General features: G+C 35.4%; 24 protein-coding genes, 2 tRNA genes and 2 pseudogenes. 16 read left to right on the forward strand and 12 right to left on the reverse strand.

Annotated elements, in window-relative coordinates:
* The first annotated feature begins 46 nt into the window (after positions 1-46).
* The 14 genes and pseudogenes from rpsD to OPR52_RS00540 all read left to right on the forward strand — a co-directional run bounded on the left by rpsD (position 47) and on the right by OPR52_RS00540 (position 11,142).
* The gene (rpsD, locus tag OPR52_RS00475; RefSeq protein ID WP_010962555.1) at positions 47-661 is read left to right on the forward strand and encodes a 30S ribosomal protein S4; all 615 of its coding nucleotides are present in this window, start codon (positions 47-49) and stop codon (positions 659-661) included.
* Between the two features lie 9 nt (positions 662-670).
* Positions 671-757: transfer RNA gene (locus OPR52_RS00480), tRNA-Leu, on the forward strand.
* Positions 758-787: 30 nt separating this feature from the next.
* Positions 788-988 carry a Fe-S cluster assembly protein IscX gene (gene iscX, locus OPR52_RS00485; RefSeq protein ID WP_007552114.1) on the forward strand — a complete coding sequence of 67 codons (201 nt, stop codon included), beginning with the start codon at positions 788-790 and terminating at the stop codon, positions 986-988.
* A 347-nt stretch (positions 989-1,335) separates the two neighbouring features.
* Complete coding sequence (locus OPR52_RS00490; protein WP_264723334.1) at positions 1,336-1,773, forward strand: hypothetical protein; 438 nt, start codon at positions 1,336-1,338, stop codon at positions 1,771-1,773.
* Between the two features lie 7 nt (positions 1,774-1,780).
* Positions 1,781-2,122 (forward strand): DUF721 domain-containing protein, encoded by a 342-nt coding sequence (locus OPR52_RS00495; RefSeq protein ID WP_010082513.1) that lies wholly within the window; start codon positions 1,781-1,783, stop codon positions 2,120-2,122.
* Positions 2,123-2,159: 37 nt separating this feature from the next.
* Complete coding sequence (rpmB, locus tag OPR52_RS00500) at positions 2,160-2,474, forward strand: 50S ribosomal protein L28 (protein WP_006279619.1); 315 nt, start codon at positions 2,160-2,162, stop codon at positions 2,472-2,474.
* Entirely contained in the window at positions 2,467-3,330 is an 864-nt protein-coding gene (gene lipA, locus OPR52_RS00505) for a lipoyl synthase (RefSeq protein ID WP_265038233.1), read from the forward strand. Before rpmB ends, lipA begins: the two co-directional genes overlap by 8 nt.
* A 53-nt stretch (positions 3,331-3,383) precedes the next feature.
* Complete coding sequence (gene ubiE / locus OPR52_RS00510) at positions 3,384-4,100, forward strand: bifunctional demethylmenaquinone methyltransferase/2-methoxy-6-polyprenyl-1,4-benzoquinol methylase UbiE (RefSeq protein ID WP_010962557.1); 717 nt, start codon at positions 3,384-3,386, stop codon at positions 4,098-4,100.
* Complete coding sequence (locus OPR52_RS00515) at positions 4,097-5,215, forward strand: FtsW/RodA/SpoVE family cell cycle protein (RefSeq protein WP_264723332.1); 1,119 nt, start codon at positions 4,097-4,099, stop codon at positions 5,213-5,215. Before ubiE ends, OPR52_RS00515 begins: the two co-directional genes overlap by 4 nt.
* Before the next feature lie 68 nt (positions 5,216-5,283).
* Positions 5,284-6,990 carry an ABC transporter ATP-binding protein gene (locus OPR52_RS00520; RefSeq protein WP_265038235.1) on the forward strand — a complete coding sequence of 569 codons (1,707 nt, stop codon included), beginning with the start codon at positions 5,284-5,286 and terminating at the stop codon, positions 6,988-6,990.
* A gap of 195 nt (positions 6,991-7,185) precedes the next feature.
* Entirely contained in the window at positions 7,186-7,404 is a 219-nt protein-coding gene (locus OPR52_RS00525) for a hypothetical protein (RefSeq protein ID WP_010962563.1), read from the forward strand.
* Between the two features lie 93 nt (positions 7,405-7,497).
* Positions 7,498-9,204, forward strand: coding sequence for an arginine--tRNA ligase (gene argS, locus OPR52_RS00530; protein WP_265038237.1), 1,707 nt, complete (start codon positions 7,498-7,500; stop codon positions 9,202-9,204).
* Positions 9,205-9,359: 155 nt separating this feature from the next.
* Positions 9,360-10,219 (forward strand): IS630 family transposase gene (locus OPR52_RS00535; RefSeq protein ID WP_265037751.1). Its coding sequence is split into 2 segments (ribosomal slippage): positions 9,360-9,684 and positions 9,684-10,219, totalling 861 coding nucleotides; the frame shifts between segments, so codons are not numbered across the junction.
* Positions 10,220-10,309: 90 nt separating this feature from the next.
* A pseudogene (locus OPR52_RS00540) lies at positions 10,310-11,142 on the forward strand (IS5 family transposase).
* Between the two features lie 24 nt (positions 11,143-11,166).
* Here OPR52_RS00540 and OPR52_RS00545 read toward each other — a convergent pair.
* Positions 11,167-11,895, reverse strand: a pseudogene (locus OPR52_RS00545) (IS4 family transposase); the annotation flags it as partial.
* 455 nt (positions 11,896-12,350) lie between these two features.
* Between OPR52_RS00545 and ruvX the strand changes: the two are divergent.
* A complete protein-coding gene (gene ruvX / locus OPR52_RS00550) occupies positions 12,351-12,818 on the forward strand; it encodes a Holliday junction resolvase RuvX (RefSeq protein ID WP_010082183.1) in 468 nt (155 codons plus the stop codon).
* Positions 12,819-12,862: 44 nt separating this feature from the next.
* Here the strand turns inward: ruvX and ruvC are convergent, their stop codons facing one another.
* The 11 genes from ruvC to rplU all read right to left on the reverse strand — a co-directional run bounded on the left by ruvC (position 12,863) and on the right by rplU (position 19,509).
* A complete protein-coding gene (ruvC, locus tag OPR52_RS00555) occupies positions 12,863-13,351 on the reverse strand; it encodes a crossover junction endodeoxyribonuclease RuvC (RefSeq protein ID WP_209473140.1) in 489 nt (162 codons plus the stop codon).
* Entirely contained in the window at positions 13,352-14,179 is an 828-nt protein-coding gene (locus OPR52_RS00560; RefSeq protein ID WP_264723237.1) for a cytochrome c oxidase subunit 3, read from the reverse strand.
* Positions 14,180-14,225: 46 nt separating this feature from the next.
* Positions 14,226-14,885, reverse strand: coding sequence for a TenA family protein (locus OPR52_RS00565; RefSeq protein WP_265038238.1), 660 nt, complete (start codon positions 14,883-14,885; stop codon positions 14,226-14,228).
* Between the two features lie 44 nt (positions 14,886-14,929).
* The gene (locus tag OPR52_RS00570) at positions 14,930-15,541 is read right to left on the reverse strand and encodes a TenA family protein (RefSeq protein ID WP_265038240.1); all 612 of its coding nucleotides are present in this window, start codon (positions 15,539-15,541) and stop codon (positions 14,930-14,932) included.
* Positions 15,534-16,366, reverse strand: a protein-coding gene (locus OPR52_RS00575; RefSeq protein ID WP_094189578.1) for an IS5-like element ISWpi1 family transposase whose coding sequence is annotated in 2 segments (ribosomal slippage) — positions 15,534-15,997 and positions 15,997-16,366 — 834 coding nt in all. Because the reading frame shifts where the segments join, the coding sequence is not laid out codon by codon here. Before OPR52_RS00575 ends, OPR52_RS00570 begins: the two co-directional genes overlap by 8 nt.
* Positions 16,367-16,456: 90 nt before the next feature.
* A protein-coding gene (locus OPR52_RS00580; protein WP_265037751.1) for an IS630 family transposase occupies positions 16,457-17,316 on the reverse strand; the annotation gives its coding sequence in 2 pieces (ribosomal slippage) (positions 16,457-16,992 and positions 16,992-17,316; 861 coding nt in all).
* A 33-nt stretch (positions 17,317-17,349) separates the two neighbouring features.
* Complete coding sequence (locus OPR52_RS00585) at positions 17,350-17,484, reverse strand: hypothetical protein (protein WP_265038242.1); 135 nt, start codon at positions 17,482-17,484, stop codon at positions 17,350-17,352.
* Positions 17,485-17,610: 126 nt separating this feature from the next.
* A complete protein-coding gene (gene metK, locus OPR52_RS00590) occupies positions 17,611-18,783 on the reverse strand; it encodes a methionine adenosyltransferase (RefSeq protein WP_265038243.1) in 1,173 nt (390 codons plus the stop codon).
* Between the two features lie 57 nt (positions 18,784-18,840).
* Positions 18,841-18,917 (reverse strand) — tRNA-Ile (locus OPR52_RS00595).
* Between the two features lie 9 nt (positions 18,918-18,926).
* Positions 18,927-19,196 carry a 50S ribosomal protein L27 gene (gene rpmA, locus OPR52_RS00600; RefSeq protein WP_006279564.1) on the reverse strand — a complete coding sequence of 90 codons (270 nt, stop codon included), beginning with the start codon at positions 19,194-19,196 and terminating at the stop codon, positions 18,927-18,929.
* 10 nt (positions 19,197-19,206) lie between these two features.
* A complete protein-coding gene (gene rplU / locus OPR52_RS00605; protein WP_006279565.1) occupies positions 19,207-19,509 on the reverse strand; it encodes a 50S ribosomal protein L21 in 303 nt (100 codons plus the stop codon).
* 219 nt (positions 19,510-19,728) lie between these two features.
* On the opposite strand from rplU, the gene OPR52_RS07775 reads away from it, so the two are divergent.
* Positions 19,729-19,986, forward strand: a complete 258-nt coding sequence (locus OPR52_RS07775) for a hypothetical protein (protein WP_213863100.1) — start codon at positions 19,729-19,731, stop codon at positions 19,984-19,986.
* The last annotated feature ends 73 nt before the right edge of the window (positions 19,987-20,059 follow it).

Consider the following 20,059-nt stretch of genomic DNA (forward strand, 5'->3'; position numbering starts at 1 on the left):
TGCTAAAATCCTTAATAATCTAAAGTTAAATCGTGAGAGTTTTTATATGACAACTGTTATCACTAGAAAGTATAGGATTAGCCGTAGACTTGGTGTAAATTTATGGGGTAGAGCTAAAGACCCAGTAAACAAAAGGAAATACCCTCCAGGTCAACATGGTATTCTTGGATTCAAGAAGTTATCCGACTTTGGTAAGCAGTTTGCTGCGCATAAGAAATTTAAGTTTTACTATGCGATTTCAAGTAAGCAGCTCAGACGTACATTTTTAGATGCTTATAACAGAAAGGGTTATACCGCTGATAATTTTATCGGTATCTTAGAATCGAGATTAAGTTCTGTTTTATACCACTCTGGTCTTGTTCCAACAATTTACTCAGCAAAGCAGCTCATATCTCACAAGCACGTTACAGTTAATGATAAGGTGGTTAACATATCGAGTTATCGAGTGAAGCCAGGTGATATAATAAAAATAAGAGAAAGGGCAGCAAAAATCCCTGTAGTAGTAGAGGCTGAACAAAAACAAGAGCGCAAGGCTCCGGATTATTTAGAAGCAGATAGTAAAGAGCATTCAGTGAAGTATTTGAGGTCACCTCAATATTCTGAGGTTCCTTATTCAGCAGACATGGAAGTCAATTTAGTAGTAGAGTTTTACTCTAGATAGATAAAAAAAGCCCGTGTGGCGGAATCGGTAGACGCAGCGGACTTAAAATCCGTGGGTTTTGCGACCTTGGGAGTTCAAGTCTCCCCATGGGCACCAATTTAACTTAGCAGATAAATACAAAAAAGTATGAAATGGCTTGATATAGAAGATATTGTGGAAGCTCTGGAGGAAAAATTTCCAAATGAGAATATAATTAGTATCAGATTCACTGAGCTTAAAAAAAAGGTCTTGAGTTTAGAGGAATTTGATGATGATGAAAAACGCTGTAACGAAAAAATACTCGAAGCTATTCAAGCAGCTTGGATTGAGGAAAGATTAACCGCATAGCAATAAACCATACGCAAACGTGATTTCTATTACAATTTGCATATTGATTATGCTATTTTTTGGATCTAGCCTGGCAAGTTAATAATAATTTAACTAATTACAATTAAAACAGCTATAAGGTTAATTATGAGGCAAAGATGACAGCACAAAATTTGGTAAATGGAACGATCTTGGCAAGTGCTACGTTGAGATAAGTTTTGCATAAAAATACTGCTTTTACGGTGTGAGGCCAGAGGGTAGAGTTGTTGTTAAAGCAGCTACAATCCCAGTTGTAACACTGGGATTGACAAACAATTGTACTCTATATTAAATTTATAGAATGATAAAAATTGATTTTTGAGATTATTATGTTTGGATTATATCAATATTGCATGCATTCTAGATTACTAAATATTTGTTTAATATTGTCTATAACTGTGTTACTAACCGGTTGTTTTGCAACAATGTTTTCCGGTTCTACACAAGCAATTCAAATGAAAGTAGTAGATGATAATGGTGACTTGATAGAAAAAGTTAGATGCGTCGTACATGACCCATCTGGAATGAGCCATTCTATTACATCTAACCCTGGGGTAGTGGTTATTCAGCGAGGTTCATGGTCACTGTTTGTTGATTGTAAAAAAGCAGGTTATAAACAATTAAATGTGATGGTAGGTGAAAGTTTTAATAAGGTTGTTTTATTAAACCTACTGTGGTTGCCTGGTTTTGTGATTGACACAGTTACTGGAGCTTATAAACAATATCCATCACACTATGTTGTAACCATGGAAGAATCTGGTTCATAGCAGAAAAATGCTCAAACGTAGCGGTCCAAAAAAATTAAAGTCTATAATTGAAAACTATGCATTAAAATGCATGAAAAATAAGATTAGTAAAAATGAAATACGTCTTATTTTAAACTGGCGAAATATAGTAGGGAAAGAAATAGCAGAGTGTACAAAACCGAAAAAGATCTCATATGCACAGAATATAAATTCGGGTGTGTTGCATCTGGTAGTAACAAATGGCAGCAAAGCATTGGAAATTCAGCATATGATTTCTCTTATAATAGAAAAAATTACGATATTTTTTGGTTATAAAGCAGTATATGGTATAAAAATTAAGCAAGAGAGTATTGACTATTTGACTATATAAGGTAATCTAAGTACATAGAATAATTTGGTATATTGAAGTGAGTAGAGTTTGTGAATTAACAAATAGAAAAAAATCTTTTGGTAATAAGGTATCACATTCGAATCGTAAAACAAAGCGTACCTTTCTTTTAAACTTACATAAAGTTACGTTGACGAGTGATATATTGAATAAAAAGTTTAGATTTCGTGTGGCAACAAGAACTTTGAGAACTATAGATTACAAAGGTGATTTAGATGCTTTTTTGCTCAACACAAGAACGATTAAACTAAGTGAGAAAGCGCAGAAGATAAAAAGAAGGTTGAAAAAAGTTTTAGTAAAGCAAGAGGTAGAGTTAGCAGTTTCAGATGCATAGCAAACCTCAATGGCTCAGAGCAAAAGCTCCGACCGGTGAAGTATTCAATGAAACCTTAAACATCGTTAAACTGCATAACTTGCATACAGTGTGCGAAGAGGCTGCATGTCCAAACATTGGTGAATGTTGGAATAAACGTCATGCTACTGTGATGATTCTCGGTTCTGTTTGCACTCGTGCTTGTGCATTTTGCAACGTTGCAACTGGCATTCCTGATAAACTAGACCCTCATGAACCAGAAAATTTAGCAAAAGCAATAAAAAAGTTAAACTTAAAACATGTTGTCATTACTTCTGTTGATCGTGATGATTTACCAGATGGTGGCGCAAATCAGTTTATACAGTGCATAGAAGAAATTAGAAAGATAACTCCAGAAACAACAATAGAGATTTTAACTCCTGATTTTTTAAATAAGAAAGGAGCATTTGAAGCAATTGCTGTTGCATCACCTGATGTCTATAACCACAATATTGAAACAGTGCCGAGATTGTATGCAAAAATAAGACCACGAGCTCGCTATTTTCATTCACTATATTTGCTGAAGATGGTAAAGCAGATTAATCCTAAAGTTTTCACAAAGTCAGGGCTTATGGTTGGTCTTGGAGAAACAAAAGAGGAAATACTGCAGGTTATGGACGATTTGCGCAGTGCTGAGGTTGATTTTATTACAATTGGTCAATATCTACAACCAACTCCAAAACATGCAAAACTTGATAGGTATGTTACCCCAGAGGAATTTGAGCATTATAAATATATCGCTTACTCCAAAGGGTTCCTAGTGGTTGCATCAAGCCCACTAACTCGGTCATCATACCACGCTGAAGAAGATTTTAACAGGCTTAAGGCCTGTCGTTGACATTTGTGTTAATTCAAATTAATTTTTACTAATTATAAAGGAGTTTTTACGTAATGTCTACTATAAAAATCGAGAAGAAATCACAATTAGTTAAAGAGGTATTCGATTCCGTGGCAAGTCGCTACGACACCATGAATGATATAATGAGCCTCGGAATGCACAGATTATGGAAAGATAAGATGGTAAATAGTGTGCATTTTACAAAAAACTCTAAGGTTTTAGATGTTGCTGGAGGAACTGGAGATATAGCAATAAGAGTAGTAAGAAAAGAGCCAAGTGCTAAGGTTACAGTATGCGATATAAATCAAAACATGCTAAACAGAGGACGTGATAAAGCTATAAATTCAAACCAAATTAATTTTGATTGGGTATGTGCAAGTGCAGAAAGTTTACCATTTGAAGACTCCGAATTTGATTATTGCACAATAGCTTTTGGCATTCGAAATGTTTCTGACCGCAAGAAGGCTTTAAATGAGGCGCACAGGGTATTAAAACCACATGGGAAATTTATCTGCTTAGAATTTGCCCCTATGCACTATCAAAATGAGATATTTACCAAACTTTATGACTTATATTCATTTAAAGTAATTCCTAAAATTGGCAGCATAGTTGCTAAAGACAAGAGTTCTTATGAATATTTAGTGAGGAGCATTAGAGAGTTTCCAACTCAGGCTGATTTTAAAATGGAAATTGAAGAGGTAGGCTTTAAGAATGTTGAGTTTCATAATATGAGCTATGGAATAGTGGCATTACACATTGGAACAAAATGAATATTAAACTCTGGTATAGAACGCTGGATTATTATCTCATCCTTCCAGTGTTTTTTTTGCTCACTATAAGCTTCATTCTTGTTTATTCAGCAAGCCCTGTAATTGCGCAGCGTCTTTCTCTACCACAGGATTATTTTATACGGCGCCATACAATTTATATAGTCCTGTCACTAATTACCTTGGTGACATTTTCTTTTCTCAACACAAGAACTATACTTAACCTCTCATTCGCAGGTTTCGCTTTATTTACTATTCTAGTAGCAACTGCGATAATACTTGGTATAGAGGTAAAAGGTGCGAAACGATGGTTACATATTGTCAAAATTTCTGTTCAACCATCTGAGTTTGTAAGGCCATTTTTTTCTGTTGTTATAGCTAGTATCTTGGCCAGCGAAATGAGGTTTAAAATGCACATATCAATCATAATATTTCTGTTAGTTTTTGTGTTGTTACTTTTGCAACCTGATTTCAGTATGTCTATGCTTTTAACATATTCTTTTATCGGTCAAATGTTTATTGCATGTATACCATTTTTATACTTTCTATGCATAATAGGAATGGCCACAACTGGAACTACAATAGCTTACTTATGCCTCCCACATATAAAGCAAAGGATTTACAATTTTGTCTTTTTTACGCAGCGCGATAACTTTCAAGTCACAAAATCATTAGAAGCATTCAAAAGAGGTCAATTAACTGGAGTTGGACCTGGTGAAGGTAGCGTAAAAGCCTCTCTTCCTGATTGTCATACAGATTTTGTGTTTTCTGTTTTAGCAGAAGAATTTGGTTTGATTACGTGCTTAGCCACATTGATGTTATTTGGTATCATTTCCGCCCGCTTGCTTTACGTTGCATATAGGGAAAATGAATTATTTAATCTGTTAGTGATTCTCGGTATCTCAATGCAATTCATCACACAATTCATAATAAACATAGGGGTAACATTGAGTGTTTTTCCTACCACCGGCATAACCCTGCCGTTACTTAGCTATGGTGGTTCTTCTCTTTTATCTTCGAGCATCGCACTTGGCATAATGCTGTCTTTCAGTAGAAACCAAGCTATCGCATTAAAGTTTCGTGAGCGTGTTATGCTTGGAAGACATGCTGTAGACTAATGCCATACCTTTTCCCTTTCCCCTGAAACTAGAATCTATATACTTAACTTTAGAAACTTTAAAATACGATGCGATCTAATATTAGGCAGTTATTTTACTATATAAAGCCTAATCTATCCTATTTTGTCATAGCTTTTATTGCAGTTTTATTTTCAGCCTTAACGATCCTCCTCTTTGGCAGAGGCTTAAGCAATATAATTGATTCTGGCACAGAGCACGATTTTACTACCAAACTATTAGTTGCAATACTTATAGTTTTAGCCATTTCTCTCACTGCATTTACTCGGTTATATTTCATTGGCATTGGCAGCGAGAAAGTTATCGCAAGAATCAGATATGACTTATATAGCAGTATCACTAACTTGCAACCAAGTTTCTTTGAGAACACAGGCGTACAAGATGTTATCTCAGCGTTAATTACTGATACCTCTGTGCTGCAATCAATAATAAACAGCAGCTTACTAACCATATTACGAAATTTTGTGATTCTGATTGGCAGTGTTGCTATGTTATTATATACAAATATACAACTAACTGCGTATGCAGCCGCAATAATACCTATACTACTCATTATCATGACCTCACTTGGAAAAAAAGTGCGTAGCTATGCACGCTTTGCTCAGGATAAATTAAGTGAGCTTGCGTCATTTAGTGAGGAAAATTTTAGATCTATAGTGACTATCAAATCGTTTGTACTCGAGGAAAACGAAAAAATCCGTTTTAAGGAACATTTAAACTCAGTATCAAAATCATACGTAAAATTAGTACTCTTGCGTGCTATTTTAGTAACTCTAGTTATCACGTGTGTGATAGGTTCACTAGTTGTTTTGCTCTTTTTTGGTATTAAAGAAGTCTTAAGCAATAATATAACTATTGGAGAACTCTCCTCATTTGTGTTTTATTCAGCGCTCGCAGCAGGAGCTATAAATAATTTGAGCGATAATATCAGTGATTTACAACGAGGTCTTGGAATAGTAGAGCGTTTATTTGAATTTAAAAATATGAAAAGCTCTATAGCAGATCCCGATGATCCTATAAAAATTTGTAGTGTTCAAAAGGGAATTTCGTTTAATGGCGTAACATTTTTTTATGCTGATAAGCCAGCATTAGATAACGTATCATTTTCTATAGAGGCAGGTCAAGCAGTATCAATTGTTGGACCATCTGGCAGTGGTAAAAGCACCATTTTAAAGCTTCTGCTCCGTTTTCATGATCCAAACAAAGGTAGCATTACTATCGATGGGCACAATATTAAGTCAATTGCGCTAAATGACCTCAGATCGTTGTTTGGCTTAGTGCCACAAGATCACATGATATTTTCTTGCTCAATAATGGAAAATATACTATATGGCAAACCAGGTGCCGAATATGAGGAAGTGAAGCAAGCAGCCATCAGCGCTTATGCGATGGAATTTATTGATAAACTGCCTGATAAATTTGATACATTTGTAGGAAAAAGAGGATTAAAACTTTCTGAAGGACAAAAACAACGTATTGTAATAGCAAGGGCCATACTCAACAATCCTCAGGTTTTAATACTGGATGAAGCAACCTCTGCCCTTGATTACAAAAGTGAGAACCTCGTGCAAAAAGCATTGAGCAAGTTAATGCAAAACAGAACAACAATCGTAATTACACACAGGCTATCAACCGCACTCAAGACTGACAAGATTATAGTAATTAATCATGGAAAAGTAGAAGAAGTAGGCACTCATGACTCTCTAATAAGTAAAGACGGGCTATATGCAAAACTGGCGAAGATACAGTGGAATTGAAAGAAAATTTAAATCATACCGTTAGTTGATATGCTAGATTTATAATTAAAATTATTAAATTTTTAATTTTATTATTTTATAATGGTTCCATAGTTATCCGGAAATTTCGTGATCTGTAGTTTCTTTCATTCACGTTATATTCATAGCTTGTTCTATCTTAATGTAATTCCAATTTTGACTGTATAGGAGGTCTCTATGTTAAAACATAACTATAGTGATAAAATCAATAATCGCTATTCATATACTAACAAATTTTCTTATAGTGATGAGGGTGTAGACGAGACGATCAAGGATAAAATCACAACTGAAGATCAGGTAGTAACTGATGATGTTGAAGAGCCTGATGCTGGTAATGATGGTTACAGCGAAGGTATGGCTTTCTCTTACCATGGTTACGGCAACGACTTAATATAAACTCTGATCCAGGAAGATAAAATAGTTAAGATAAACCTTCAACTAGTCCCACTTATTCACTATACTGCTATAGATTTTATAGCAATATAGTGAATGAACATTTTTAAGCAGATTTCCTCTCTAATCTTTAGTAAATTGAATGAGTTGAAGCAAAGGGGTATTATAAATACAGATACAACAAACTTTATCGTAGAACCCCCAAGTAACAGAGCACATGGAGACATTTACACAAACGTTGCTATGGTGCTCGCAAAGCATGAAAAGAAGAATCCCATTGAAATTGCAGAGGTTTTAGCCAAAGAATTTGAACTTTTTGATGAAGTTGCAAAAGTGGAAATAGCGGGCCCTGGTTTCATCAACATACACTTAAAAATAAAAGTATGGCATGGGATTTTAAAACAAATAAATGAGCTAAAAACAGAGTTTGGCACCCTAGATATAGGGAACAATCAGGCCATCAATGTTGAATTTGTATCTGCAAATCCAACTGGTCCACTGCATATTGGTCATGCAAGAGGGGCAGTATTTGGTGACGTTCTGGCAAATTTATTGAAAAAAGTTGGTTATAAAGTTACTAAGGAATACTATATTAACGATGCTGGAGCGCAGATAGATACACTAATAAAGTCAGTATATCTGCGGTACAAAGAAGCTCTGGGAGAAAAAATCAGTATAGAAAAAGGTTTATACCCAGGTGAATATTTAAAACCGATAGGGGAGGAGCTGGCTAAAAAATATGGCAAGGAGCTTCTAAAAAAGCAAGATAATCAGATAATTAGAGACTATACTTTAAGTTCTATCTTAGAACTCATAAAGGAAGACATGAACTTACTTGGAGTAAGTCATGATGTTTTTACTTCAGAGTATGAGCTACAAAAAAGTGGCAAAATTGAAGAGAGTATAAAGATATTGTCTGACAAGGGTCTAGTGTATGAAGGGTACTTGGAGAAACCAAAAGGCAAAGAAAGTGAAAATTGGACTTCCAGAAAAGAAATGTTATTTCGCTCTACAAAATTTGGCGATGATGTTGACCGCGCACTGAAAAAAGAGGACGGCAGTTGGACTTATTTTGCCTCGGATATTGCTTACCATTTTGATAAGATATCACGTGGTTTTAACAATATGATCGTAGAGCTTGGTAGTGACCACGGCGGTTATGTCAAAAGACTTAAAGCAGTCGTCTCTGCGCTAAGTGATGATCAAGCAAAAATAGAGGTAAAACTGCATAATATTGTGAATTTTTTCGAGAATGGCAAACCTGTTAAGATGTCCAAAAGATCAGGAAATTTCCTCACAGCAAGGGATGTAGTGGAAGAAGTTGGCAGGGACATAACTCGTTTTATAATGCTAACACGCAAGAATGATATGGTCTTGGACTTTGATTTTGCTAAAGTTAAAGAACAGTCAAAAGACAACCCTATTTTTTACGTGCAATATGCGCATGCTCGTGCTCATTCGTTAATGCGTAATGCTCCAAAAGAGCTCCCAACAGCAGATCCTTCACTTTTAAGGACAGGTGGAGAGCTCTTCCTCATAAAAACCTTAGCAAAGTGGCCAGATGTGGTAGAAATTGCAGCAAGGCTTTGTGAGCCACACAGAATTACTTTCTACTTACTTGAAGTTGCAGAAGCGTTTCACGTTTTATGGGGGTATGGCAAGAGTGATTTAAACATGCGTTTCATACTGGAAGACAACTTAAACCTCACCGCTGCAAGAATGTTTCTCGTGCAGGCCTTAGCACACGTCATCCCTTCTGGACTTTCTATCTTCAATATAGAGCCTTTGGAAGAGATGAGTTGATTTTTTTATGCAAGATTGTTTTTTCAACGAATAGAGAAGTTGACAAAATTAAGTAAAAATGTTATAGTTTATAGTAGTATTTTCTGGTTAATATAGCTCTTTCCATAAAAGTCCGGATGTGATAGGATAAGGGTAGATGATGATAAGGAGGTTGAATGCCAGCAGCATATAGTTATGATTTAAGAAAAAAAGCAATGGAAGCGCTAGACGAAGGAGAAAGCAGAGAAACAGTGGCAGCAAGATTTAAGATTGGACGAACTACTTTATGGGAGTGGCAGCAAAGAAGAAAAGAAACAGGAGACTTTCAATCAAAAAAACTTGGAAATGGGGGTTACAATCACAAAATTACCGACTGGGATACCTTTGCCAAATTTGCCAGAGAACACGGAGGAAAGACTCTATCGGAAATGGCTAAACTTTGGAACAACGTTAGTATCCAAACGATCTATCGAGCCCTTAAAAAAATTGAATTTACGCGCAAAAAAAGACATATGGATACAAGGAAAGAAACGAAGAAAAACGTGCTGAATTTTTGAAAATTATAGCGACAAAAGAACCTAAAAACTTAGTGTATATAGATGAGTCTGGCATTGATAACACCGAAGACTACCCCTACGGATATTGCCAGAAAGGACAGCGGTTTTATGCCTTAAAATCTGGAAAGAAAACTCAACGAATCAGTATGGTTGCAGCCTTAAGTGGAAGAAAGATAGTTGTTCCGTTAACCTTTGAAGGCCACTGTAATATGGATGTTTTTAATGGATGGTTTGAGCAATTTTTGACACCGATCTTGGAACCTGGACAGACTGTCATTCTTGACAATGCTACTTTTCATAAGTCTGATAAGATTATCGAGCTTGCTAAAGGGGTTGGTGCAGAAATTTTGTATCTGCCGCCTTATTCTCCAGATTTCAACAAAATTGAGCATCATTGGTTTGCTATAAAAAACAGAGCCAGGAAAAACATTCCTCTATTCGAATCCTTTCGTCGTGCTGTTGATTCTGCCTTCCTATGACCTGTTCGGACTATTATGAGAAATGCTATATGAGGTTGTCCGGAAACAAGTAAAAGGCTATAATATCTGAAATTTTAGTACGGGGTAAAGATGAGAAAAAAGTATCCAACAGATCTAAGCGAAAGGGAATGGGCAAGAATAGAAAAACACTTCAGAGTATCATACAAGAAAGGAGGAAGGCCGCCAAAGTATAGCAAAAGAGAAATATTAGAAGCAATTTTCTATGTATTGCGTACAGGGTGTCAATGGCGGTATTTACCAAATGATTTTCCGCTATGGAAGACTGTGTATGAGCAGTTCAGGCAATGGAAGAAGCAGGGAATTTTTGAGAAAATGAATTATGAAATTACAAAATATAGTAGAAGAAAAATAGGAAGGAATGAGCAGCCGAGTGCCTGTATAGTAGATAGTCAATCTGTAAAGACTACAGAAAAGGGGGGATCAAAGGCTATGATGGAAGTAAAAAAGTAAAGGGTAGAAAAAGGCATATAATTACAGACACTCAGGGTTTTATACTAGGTTGTTACGTAGGCGCTGCTAACGAAAATGATAGAGATGGTATTAAAATAGCATTAAACAATATGAGAACAAAATATACTAAAGTTAAAAAAATGTGGGCTGACATGGGATACCAAGGAAGAAATTTAAAGAATCACATAAAGGAAGAATATGACATAGATATTGAAATTGTTAAAAGGCCTCCATGTAGATTTTGGGTGCACAAAGATACGCCACCTGAGCTACTACCAACAAGAGAACAAGGGTTTAAAGTACAGCCAAGAAGATGGGTTGTAGAAAGGACTTTTGCTTGGGTTAATAGGAATAGAAGGCTATCGAAGGAGTATGATTTACTCACAACATCCACTGAGAATTTCATATACCTAGCTATGAGTAGGGTTATGTTAAAGAGGGAATATGCTTGAATTTACTTGTTTCCGGACAACCTCTAACTTATCCTCTAAACATTCTAATAACTCCATTTTTTGATTTGTTTCTACATCATATACGTTGGTATCGGATTTATAACGACTTATGAAATAAGCTCCTATTTCATTGATTTGTTTAAAAGAACTTGGCACAAAATAACCGAGATCAGATATTAGCAAATCATTGCTTGATATATTACTTAAATGTTTCCTATATCCCTGGTCTGATCTTATTCCCTCCGTTAAATTAAGTTGGTCTATTATCTGATTCATGTAATCGAAAACTAATTGTAACTTTATTCCAGACTTAGTATTGCTTTCATAGCCACTGTAGCTAGTACCATAACCTTTATACATCTCTTCCATACTGTTAGGTAGAGTAATATAGCTACTGTCCAATAATTTAACACTATTAAATTGCTGTAAGATTTTGCAATCAACTTGCAAGATATTTTTAAAGAGAACCACAGATTCATTATACATCCTTTTCATAAATTCCACTGCTTCTTCAGTAAATCTAAAATCCAAACCTTGTTTTGTTATATCTATCGAGTCCTCGTTTAGTAATTGACACATTGTTTCTACGCTACAATTATCAACTCCTATATTACCCAAGACCATGGCTTTTACGAATGATGAACCTTTTAGCTTTCTCTTTCTTTTTATAAACCTTGTTGTAATTGAGATTTTCTCTGCTTTTTCATTAAAAAATTCTTTGAGCTTTTTTGATAAGCAAGTTATTTTATTCATTGGTTCTCTCACTAAAAGTATATCTGGGAGAACTTATACCTTATTATTCTATCTCTTTCATACCTTTATTTCCTTAACTTGACGCGTATGGTTCGTACAGCTGTGCAAACACAAAGGTGTCATTCCAGCGCGTGACGCTGGAATCCAGTTGAGCTATTTCAACAAAAATACTGCATTTTGAGATGAACGTCTATTCTCACCAGACTTATTTACAAGTATAACAATTAAAGTCTGGATTCCAGTGTCAAGCACTGGAATGACATCATAGGGGCACTGCCCTTTTGGATGGAAACCAGTGTCAGCTACTTAGATGATACCTTTTTTCTACTTAGTTTGGGTTATGCAAGAAGTCTATTGCATTCCTGAGCAATTTGATTCATTATTCTTTTTGTAAAAAATTTTCTTAACTTTCTCTCCACTTTTTTGGTAAGGTCACTTTAAAGGAAGTCTAATAGATGCTACATAGAAATCCAGATGAGTTTCTAAAGTCTATTCCAAAAGATAAGCGCATAATGTGCCTTGACATGGGAGAAAAGCAAATAGGCATAGCATTTAGCGATAAAACACAGCTCATAGCCACAGCTCATAGCATATATCACAGAAAAAATATGAGCAAAGATTTAGGTTATCTGCATAGAATATTCAAAGAAAATGAATCTGGATCAATGGTAATAGGACTACCATTAAAAATGGACGAGCAAGAAACTAAATGGTGTAAAACTATAATCCAATTCGCAAATAAAATAATAAAAAAATATAAAGTAAATATATACTTACAAGACGAAAGCTTCTCAACATCTATCGCAACTCATACACTAAAAATTACTGGAATATCAATCACAAAATCGAAAAAAATAGATGATAAAATCTCCGCATGTATTATTTTGCAACGAACGTTAGACAAGATAAATACAATCAAATAGTTTTTCCAGATCTGGAAATCTTCAAACTGAATCCCATATAAAAGTTACTCAACAAAACAAGAACCTTTCGTATAAGCATGACAAATTGCTACAGCAAGAGCGTCAGCAGCATGGTGGCATTTTATACTCAAATTTTTAACTATTTGCTTCACCATAAATATAATCTGATCCTTATCAGCATGGCCATTTCCGGTAATGCTTTTTTTTACATAGTTTGCATCATATTCATTCATAGTTAGCTTTGTTATTTTTAACGCTAAAATTACAACCCCTCTTGCATATCCTAAAGTTAGTGAAGATTTAGGATTTTTATTAACAAAAATTTTCTCCACCGCAGCTTCATTCGGAGAGTATAGGGAAATTACTTTCTTTAATTGTTCAAAAATTGTATGTAGGCGTTCACCTGTACCCAATTTACCATCAGTTGATATGGTACCGCCGCCCAAAAATTCAATATTATTCTTTTCGTTCAGGCTGATAATGGCCCACCCAGTCTTGCTTATTCCTGGATCTAGACCTATTATTTTAACCACTTAATAAACGCTTAACCAATAGACAAACAAAAATAAAAATATCCAGACTACATCTACAAAGTGCCAATACCAGGAGGCAAACTCAAAGCACAAATGGTCCTGAAGTGTAAATTGGCCTTTCCGTGCTCTAAATAAACACACTGATAAAAATATTATTCCTATTATAACGTGTGCGCAGTGAAAACCGGTAATCATATAAAAATTGGATGTATAAATAAGCTTTTCTCCTGTTTCTTGTAGAGAAAAACTCGCTTCATGATACTCTATTGCTTGCACTATTATAAAAAAAACTCCAAGCAATATAGTTATGGACAGCATTTTAATCATGCTCTTTTTATCATTTTTAAGTAAAGAGTGATTTGCCCAAGTAATTGTTGTACCAGAAAGCAATAATATTAACGTATTCATGAACGGTAGTGACCACGGATCAGGTGGCAAAATTCCCTCAGGGGGCCATTCAACTTTTTTTGCAGGAGAAAACGCCTCAAATAAAAAAACTGGATCAAGCCAGGCTTTAAAGAATGAACAAAAGAACACTATAAAAAATACGACCTCCGAGAGAATAAATAAGTACATTGCAAATTTGAGTCCATGTTTTACAATGGCAGTGTGACATTTGTCATAAATGGCCTCCCTTATTACATCTCTCCACCAATAAAACAGCACCCCTGATACTGCGGAGATTCCCAGAACTAAACAAAACATTCCGAAAATTTGTTTATGAAGCGCGCCAACTAATCCAAGTGCAAGAATAAGAATTGCTGCTGATATAGCAATTGGCCAAGGGCTTGGGTCCACTAAATGAAAATCATGTTCCTTACTTTTCATACCATCTTAAAAATACATACTAAGAATACAAATTAGCTTAAAATTGTCAATATTTCTCAAAATCTTGATTGAATTTTGAAAAACTATATGCACCATTCAAAAAATCTAACACAAATTGTGCAGTTATTCTAAACAACTCAAGCATTCTGCTCTTTTCGTTTTCTCTTGCTCTGCTGCAATATCCATCAACAATATTTTCCAAAATAATGCATCCAGACTTTACTGAATCACTGTAACAAAAATTAAACCAATCCCTATATCTATTATTTTTCTTGAATCTATTTTTCATGCTATCAACGACAGTCTTGTATATAAACATGCAAGAATACAAAACCGTCATAGCCTCATAGGTATTACTATGCGAGATGGATAAAAGAAAATTAGTGAAATTAAAACACTCAAGAGATTTCTTTTCGCGACTTATACCGTACATAGTAAAGTAGTAGTCATATAGCATTCTATTAACAGTCACTACTCTTTGGGCTACTTCAGCAAGCGAGATAATACTACTATAATCTTCCATTTTGGATGCAGTAATTAAGGTGGTACGAATATAATCACCTAAGAACAACGTCTTTTGTTGAGCATAGAATTTGAAGTTCTCTATATTTAGGGTGTTATTCGCTAACTCAACATTAAAAGGATGCTCAATTATATCCTTTAAAAGATTTGACCCGTAACAGCTCCTAATTATGCCACTGAACACTGTAGTTACCGATAAAAGATCAAGTTAACGTAAATAATCCGCTGCTAATATTCTTTGCTAGATATATTAGAGTAATATGCCTCATCCCAAAACATTATTTCTAATTCCAGCCCTTTCTTAAAAAACTCATACATCCTCTTTTTTTCACAGTCACTAGCTTTTTTATATAGCTTATTTGTAATATCAGTAACCTCATCAATTACAGCATTTACTGTTTCGCTACTATAAATGTTGATCCACTCTTTGTATTTGTTATTTTTAACCCCTTTAGTTGTTATCTCATTTACCATATGACGTATAACGATTTGGTATATGTTAAAGCAAGAATAAGATGCTACTAAAGCTTCATTAACAGAATTGTGATATGCGGCACTCATGAAAAAGTCAGTAAAGGCAGAACAAGCTCTTGACTTTTTGTGATCATCAGATAGATCACAATCTTCAAAATATTTTTTATACTGTTCTCGAACATAAAATGCTCCTTGTGCCAAATTGATTAAACTACTCATCATTTCAATATCATCAACTCTAGCTGCAACAATTAAAAAAGCACGAGCGCAATCTATACAATACAGAAAATCCTGCTGAAGGTAGAATTTGAATTTTTCATAATCTAATGTATTAGAGGTTGTCCGGAAACAAGTAAATTCAAGCATATTCCCTCTTTAACATAACCCTACTCATAGCTAGGTATATGAAATTCTCAGTGGATGTTGTGAGTAAATCATACTCCTTCGATAGCCTTCTATTCCTATTAACCCAAGCAAAAGTCCTTTCTACAACCCATCTTCTTGGCTGTACTTTAAACCCTTGTTCTCTTGTTGGTAGTAGCTCAGGTGGCGTATCTTTGTGCACCCAAAATCTACATGGAGGCCTTTTAACAATTTCAATATCTATGTCATATTCTTCCTTTATGTGATTCTTTAAATTTCTTCCTTGGTATCCCATGTCAGCCCACATTTTTTTAACTTTAGTATATTTTGTTCTCATATTGTTTAATGCTATTTTAATACCATCTCTATCATTTTCGTTAGCAGCGCCTACGTAACAACCTAGTATAAAACCCTGAGTGTCTGTAATTATATGCCTTTTTCTACCCTTTACTTTTTTACTTCCATCATAGCCTTTGATCCCCCCTTTTCTGTAGTCTTTACAGATTGACTATCTACTATACAGGCACTCGGCTGCTCATTCCTTCCTATTTTTCTTCTACTATATTTTGTAATTTCATAATTCATTTTCTCAAAAATTCCCTGCTTCTTCCATTGCCTGAACTGCTCATACACAGTCTTCCATAGCGGAAAATCATTTGGTAAATACCGCCATTGACACCCTGTACGCAATACATAGAAAATTGCTTCTAATATTTCTCTTTTGCTATACTTTGGCGGCCTTCCTCCTTTCTTGTATGATACTCTGAAGTGTTTTTCTATTCTTGCCCATTCCCTTTCGCTTAGATCTGTTGGATACTTTTTTCTCATCTTTACCCCGTACTAAAATTTCAGATATTATAGCCTTTTACTTGTTTCCGGACAACCTCATATAGCATTTCTCATAATAGTCCGAACAGGTCATAGGAAGGCAGAATCAACAGCACGACGAAAGGATTCGAATAGAGGAATGTTTTTCCTGGCTCTGTTTTTTATAGCAAACCAATGATGCTCAATTTTGTTGAAATCTGGAGAATAAGGCGGCAGATACAAAATTTCTGCACCAACCCCTTTAGCAAGCTCGATAATCTTATCAGACTTATGAAAAGTAGCATTGTCAAGAATGACAGTCTGTCCAGGTTCCAAGATCGGTGTCAAAAATTGCTCAAACCATCCATTAAAAACATCCATATTACAGTGGCCTTCAAAGGTTAACGGAACAACTATCTTTCTTCCACTTAAGGCTGCAACCATACTGATTCGTTGAGTTTTCTTTCCAGATTTTAAGGCATAAAACCGCTGTCCTTTCTGGCAATATCCGTAGGGGTAGTCTTCGGTGTTATCAATGCCAGACTCATCTATATACACTAAGTTTTTAGGTTCTTTTGTCGCTATAATTTTCAAAAATTCAGCACGTTTTTCTTCGTTTCTTTCCTTGTATCCATATGTCTTTTTTTGCGCGTAAATTCAATTTTTTTAAGGGCTCGATAGATCGTTTGGATACTAACGTTGTTCCAAAGTTTAGCCATTTCCGATAGAGTCTTTCCTCCGTGTTCTCTGGCAAATTTGGCAAAGGTATCCCAGTCGGTAATTTTGTGATTGTAACCCCCATTTCCAAGTTTTTTTGATTGAAAGTCTCCTGTTTCTTTTCTTCTTTGCTGCCACTCCCATAAAGTAGTTCGTCCAATCTTAAATCTTGCTGCCACTGTTTCTCTGCTTTCTCCTTCGTCTAGCGCTTCCATTGCTTTTTTTCTTAAATCATAACTATATGCTGCTGGCATTCAACCTCCTTATCATCATCTACCCTTATCCTATCACATCCGGACTTTTATGGAAAGAGCTATATTTATCAATTCAACATTAAAAGGGTGTTCTTTTATTTTATCAATAAGATCAGAAAACTCTTTTACAATTACGTTGTACAGTTCTCCTTCTATTTCGTTATACACTTTATAAGCCTCACAATAAAAATTGAATATAAAAATTATTACTAATGTGGTATAATTATTATGAAAAAGCGTGCTATGCTTTAACAATAAGCTAGTATATAAATATGGGGCTGTAAATCAAAAATTTTAGCAATCTAAAGAAATTTTACTATTACCTTCTATATTGAATTCTCTACAAAGATCAGCAGACAAGTTCATGCTTTCCCAAGAAAATCCACCGTCCCTTTCCGACTGTTTACCAAAATGTCCATAACAGGCTGTACGTTTATATATAGGATGATTAAGCGATAAATGCTTGATTATGCCTTTTGTTGATAAATCTATATTATTCTCGATAAACTTTTTAATTACTCTTTCCTCTACCTTATTCGCACCAAATGTATCAATATAGAATGAAGTAGGTTTTGATACACCAATTGCATAAGAAAGCTGCACAAGACAACGTTCAGCCAAACCTGCAAAGACAATATTTTTAGCAAGATATCTTGCCATATAAGCCGCAGATCTATCAACTTTGGTTGCATCTTTTCCGGAAAACGCTCCTCCACCGTGTGGGATATAACCTCCATAAGTATCAACCATAATTTTTCGTCCGGTTAATCCACAATCACTAACCGGTCCACCAATAACAAATCTACCAGTTGGATTGACTAAGAGATTTTCCTCAGGACACATCCATCCTTCAGGTAAAGATGAAACTATGTAAGGGTAAATTATTTCTTTTACTTTTGATTGATCCAAATCCTCAGGGTGCTGTATTGAGACAATAATACTTTCAGCACGTACCGGGAGGTTATTCTCATATGCCAAAGTGATTTGTGACTTTGCATCTGGACCAAGTTTTGCTTCTTTAACTGCGCTCATGATATTTTTCAGAATCGAGTGTGCATAAAAAATGGGTGCCGGCATAAGGTTTTCTGTCTCTGTTGTTGCATAGCCATACATTATGCCCTGATCTCCAGCACCTTGATCCAACCCTATTGCAATGTCATTTGATTGCTCATGCAGCAATATATTTACTTTCACTTTTCTCCAGTGGAACCCATCGTGCTTGTAACCAATATCTTTTATTGTATTCCGTACAATACTTTCAATCCTGCTATTTTTGATGTTAGGCCCAAACACTTCCCCAGCTATAATAACGTTATCTTTGGTGACTAAAGTCTCTATTGCAGCTCGCGCAAAAGGATCAGTAAAAAGGTACTCATCAAGTATTGCATCTGAAATTTGATCTGCTACTTTATCTGGATGACCAGCCGCCACTGATTCACTGGTTACTAAATTTTTATATAAACTCATGTTTTTGCTTATACAATATCAAAACCGCTATAGAAAACACAGTTAGTAACTACTAAATGGTGGGTCTGGGAAGAGTTGAACCTCCGACCTCACGCTTATCAGGCGTGCGCTCTAACCACCTGAGCTACAGACCCATGATTTATTCAAGCTGAAGCTTTCATATTATCTGTAGGCACGATATCAATAAAAGTCTTTTTATTTGCTGACCTTCTAAAGCTGACCCAGCCTTCTATTTTAGCAAAAATCGTATGATCTTTACCTATACCAACATTCTTCCCAGGATGGAATTTTGTGCCTCTTTGGCGCACAATTATGTTACCAGGAATAACCTTCCCATTCTTCTTTATTCCTAACCTACGACCCGCTGAATCTCTACCATTACAGGAACTACCACCTGATTTTTTAGTTGCCATATCTTACCTCTTACTTTTGAAGACTAATTTCATTTATACGAAGAACAGTTATATACTGCCTATGACCAGTTTTCCTACGGTAATTTTTTCTTCTTTTCTTCTTAAAGATTATAATTTTTTCCCCCCTGCACTGCTCCAACACTTCAGCTTTAACAGTAGCATTAGATGAATAAGATAAGCCATTATTTGAAATACAAATCACCTTATTGATTTCCACCTCTTTTTTTTCTTCAGCTTCTAACTTCTCTACCTTTATTATACTACCTTCTTTTACTAAATATTGCTTTCCACCAGTCTCAATTACTGCAAACATGATAAATATAAATTATTGTTATTAACTTTAATCGTAAACGATGTCATATACGCTGTCAATATAAATAAAAAGCATGACTTAACGTTCTTTTTGAGCTACTAAAATACTTCTATTTGTTTTCATCTTTTATCTACCTTTTCTCAGACAGTAGACTTCTTGCATAACCTAAGCAGAAAAAAGGCAAATAGTTATTATAGCTCTAAGTTTACCGACACCGTCATGCAAGTAGCCCCTTCTCCTGTCATCCGAGTAGCTGACACTGGTTTACCTTATGATGATGTCATGAAAGTAGCTGACACTGGAATCCAGCCTTTTCATCCAAGACGGCAGCGCCTCCTTCTTCTGTCATCCCAGTGCCCAGACACTGGGATCCAGGAAAGTTTGCTTGTGAGCAAGCAAACTAGCATAGAAAGTGGTTACAACATTTTCGATGAGATTATATGGAAAACTGGATCCCAGTGTCAAGCACTGGAATGACATCATAGGGGCTCGGGTGACAAAAAAAGGAGCACTGGAATGACACCTTCCTGCCCAATTCATGTTGCTATAA

Origin of the sequence: Wolbachia endosymbiont (group A) of Hylaeus communis (assembly GCF_947251915.1) — a bacterium.
Taxonomy (GTDB): Bacteria; Pseudomonadota; Alphaproteobacteria; order Rickettsiales; family Anaplasmataceae; genus Wolbachia; species Wolbachia pipientis.

What these genes read in the sequence shown, in the direction of transcription:
- rpsD (WP_010962555.1), top strand. Translation starts at nt 47, where the DNA reads ATGACAACTGTTATCACTAGAAAGTATAGGATTAGCCGTAGACTTGGT.
- iscX (WP_007552114.1), top strand. Translation starts at nt 788, where the DNA reads ATGAAATGGCTTGATATAGAAGATATTGTGGAAGCTCTGGAGGAAAAA.
- OPR52_RS00490 (WP_264723334.1), top strand. Translation starts at nt 1,336, where the DNA reads ATGTTTGGATTATATCAATATTGCATGCATTCTAGATTACTAAATATT.
- OPR52_RS00495 (WP_010082513.1), top strand. Translation starts at nt 1,781, where the DNA reads ATGCTCAAACGTAGCGGTCCAAAAAAATTAAAGTCTATAATTGAAAAC.
- lipA (WP_265038233.1), top strand. Translation starts at nt 2,467, where the DNA reads ATGCATAGCAAACCTCAATGGCTCAGAGCAAAAGCTCCGACCGGTGAA.
- ubiE (WP_010962557.1), top strand. Translation starts at nt 3,384, where the DNA reads ATGTCTACTATAAAAATCGAGAAGAAATCACAATTAGTTAAAGAGGTA.
- OPR52_RS00515 (WP_264723332.1), top strand. Translation starts at nt 4,097, where the DNA reads ATGAATATTAAACTCTGGTATAGAACGCTGGATTATTATCTCATCCTT.
- OPR52_RS00520 (WP_265038235.1), top strand. Translation starts at nt 5,284, where the DNA reads ATGCGATCTAATATTAGGCAGTTATTTTACTATATAAAGCCTAATCTA.
- OPR52_RS00525 (WP_010962563.1), top strand. Translation starts at nt 7,186, where the DNA reads ATGTTAAAACATAACTATAGTGATAAAATCAATAATCGCTATTCATAT.
- argS (WP_265038237.1), top strand. Translation starts at nt 7,498, where the DNA reads ATGAACATTTTTAAGCAGATTTCCTCTCTAATCTTTAGTAAATTGAAT.
- ruvX (WP_010082183.1), top strand. Translation starts at nt 12,351, where the DNA reads ATGCTACATAGAAATCCAGATGAGTTTCTAAAGTCTATTCCAAAAGAT.
- OPR52_RS00560 (WP_264723237.1), bottom strand. Translation starts at nt 14,179, where the DNA reads ATGAAAAGTAAGGAACATGATTTTCATTTAGTGGACCCAAGCCCTTGG.
- OPR52_RS00570 (WP_265038240.1), bottom strand. Translation starts at nt 15,541, where the DNA reads ATGCTTGAATTTACTTGTTTCCGGACAACCTCTAATACATTAGATTAT.
- metK (WP_265038243.1), bottom strand. Translation starts at nt 18,783, where the DNA reads ATGAGTTTATATAAAAATTTAGTAACCAGTGAATCAGTGGCGGCTGGT.
- rpmA (WP_006279564.1), bottom strand. Translation starts at nt 19,196, where the DNA reads ATGGCAACTAAAAAATCAGGTGGTAGTTCCTGTAATGGTAGAGATTCA.
- rplU (WP_006279565.1), bottom strand. Translation starts at nt 19,509, where the DNA reads ATGTTTGCAGTAATTGAGACTGGTGGAAAGCAATATTTAGTAAAAGAA.
- OPR52_RS07775 (WP_213863100.1), top strand. Translation starts at nt 19,729, where the DNA reads ATGCAAGTAGCCCCTTCTCCTGTCATCCGAGTAGCTGACACTGGTTTA.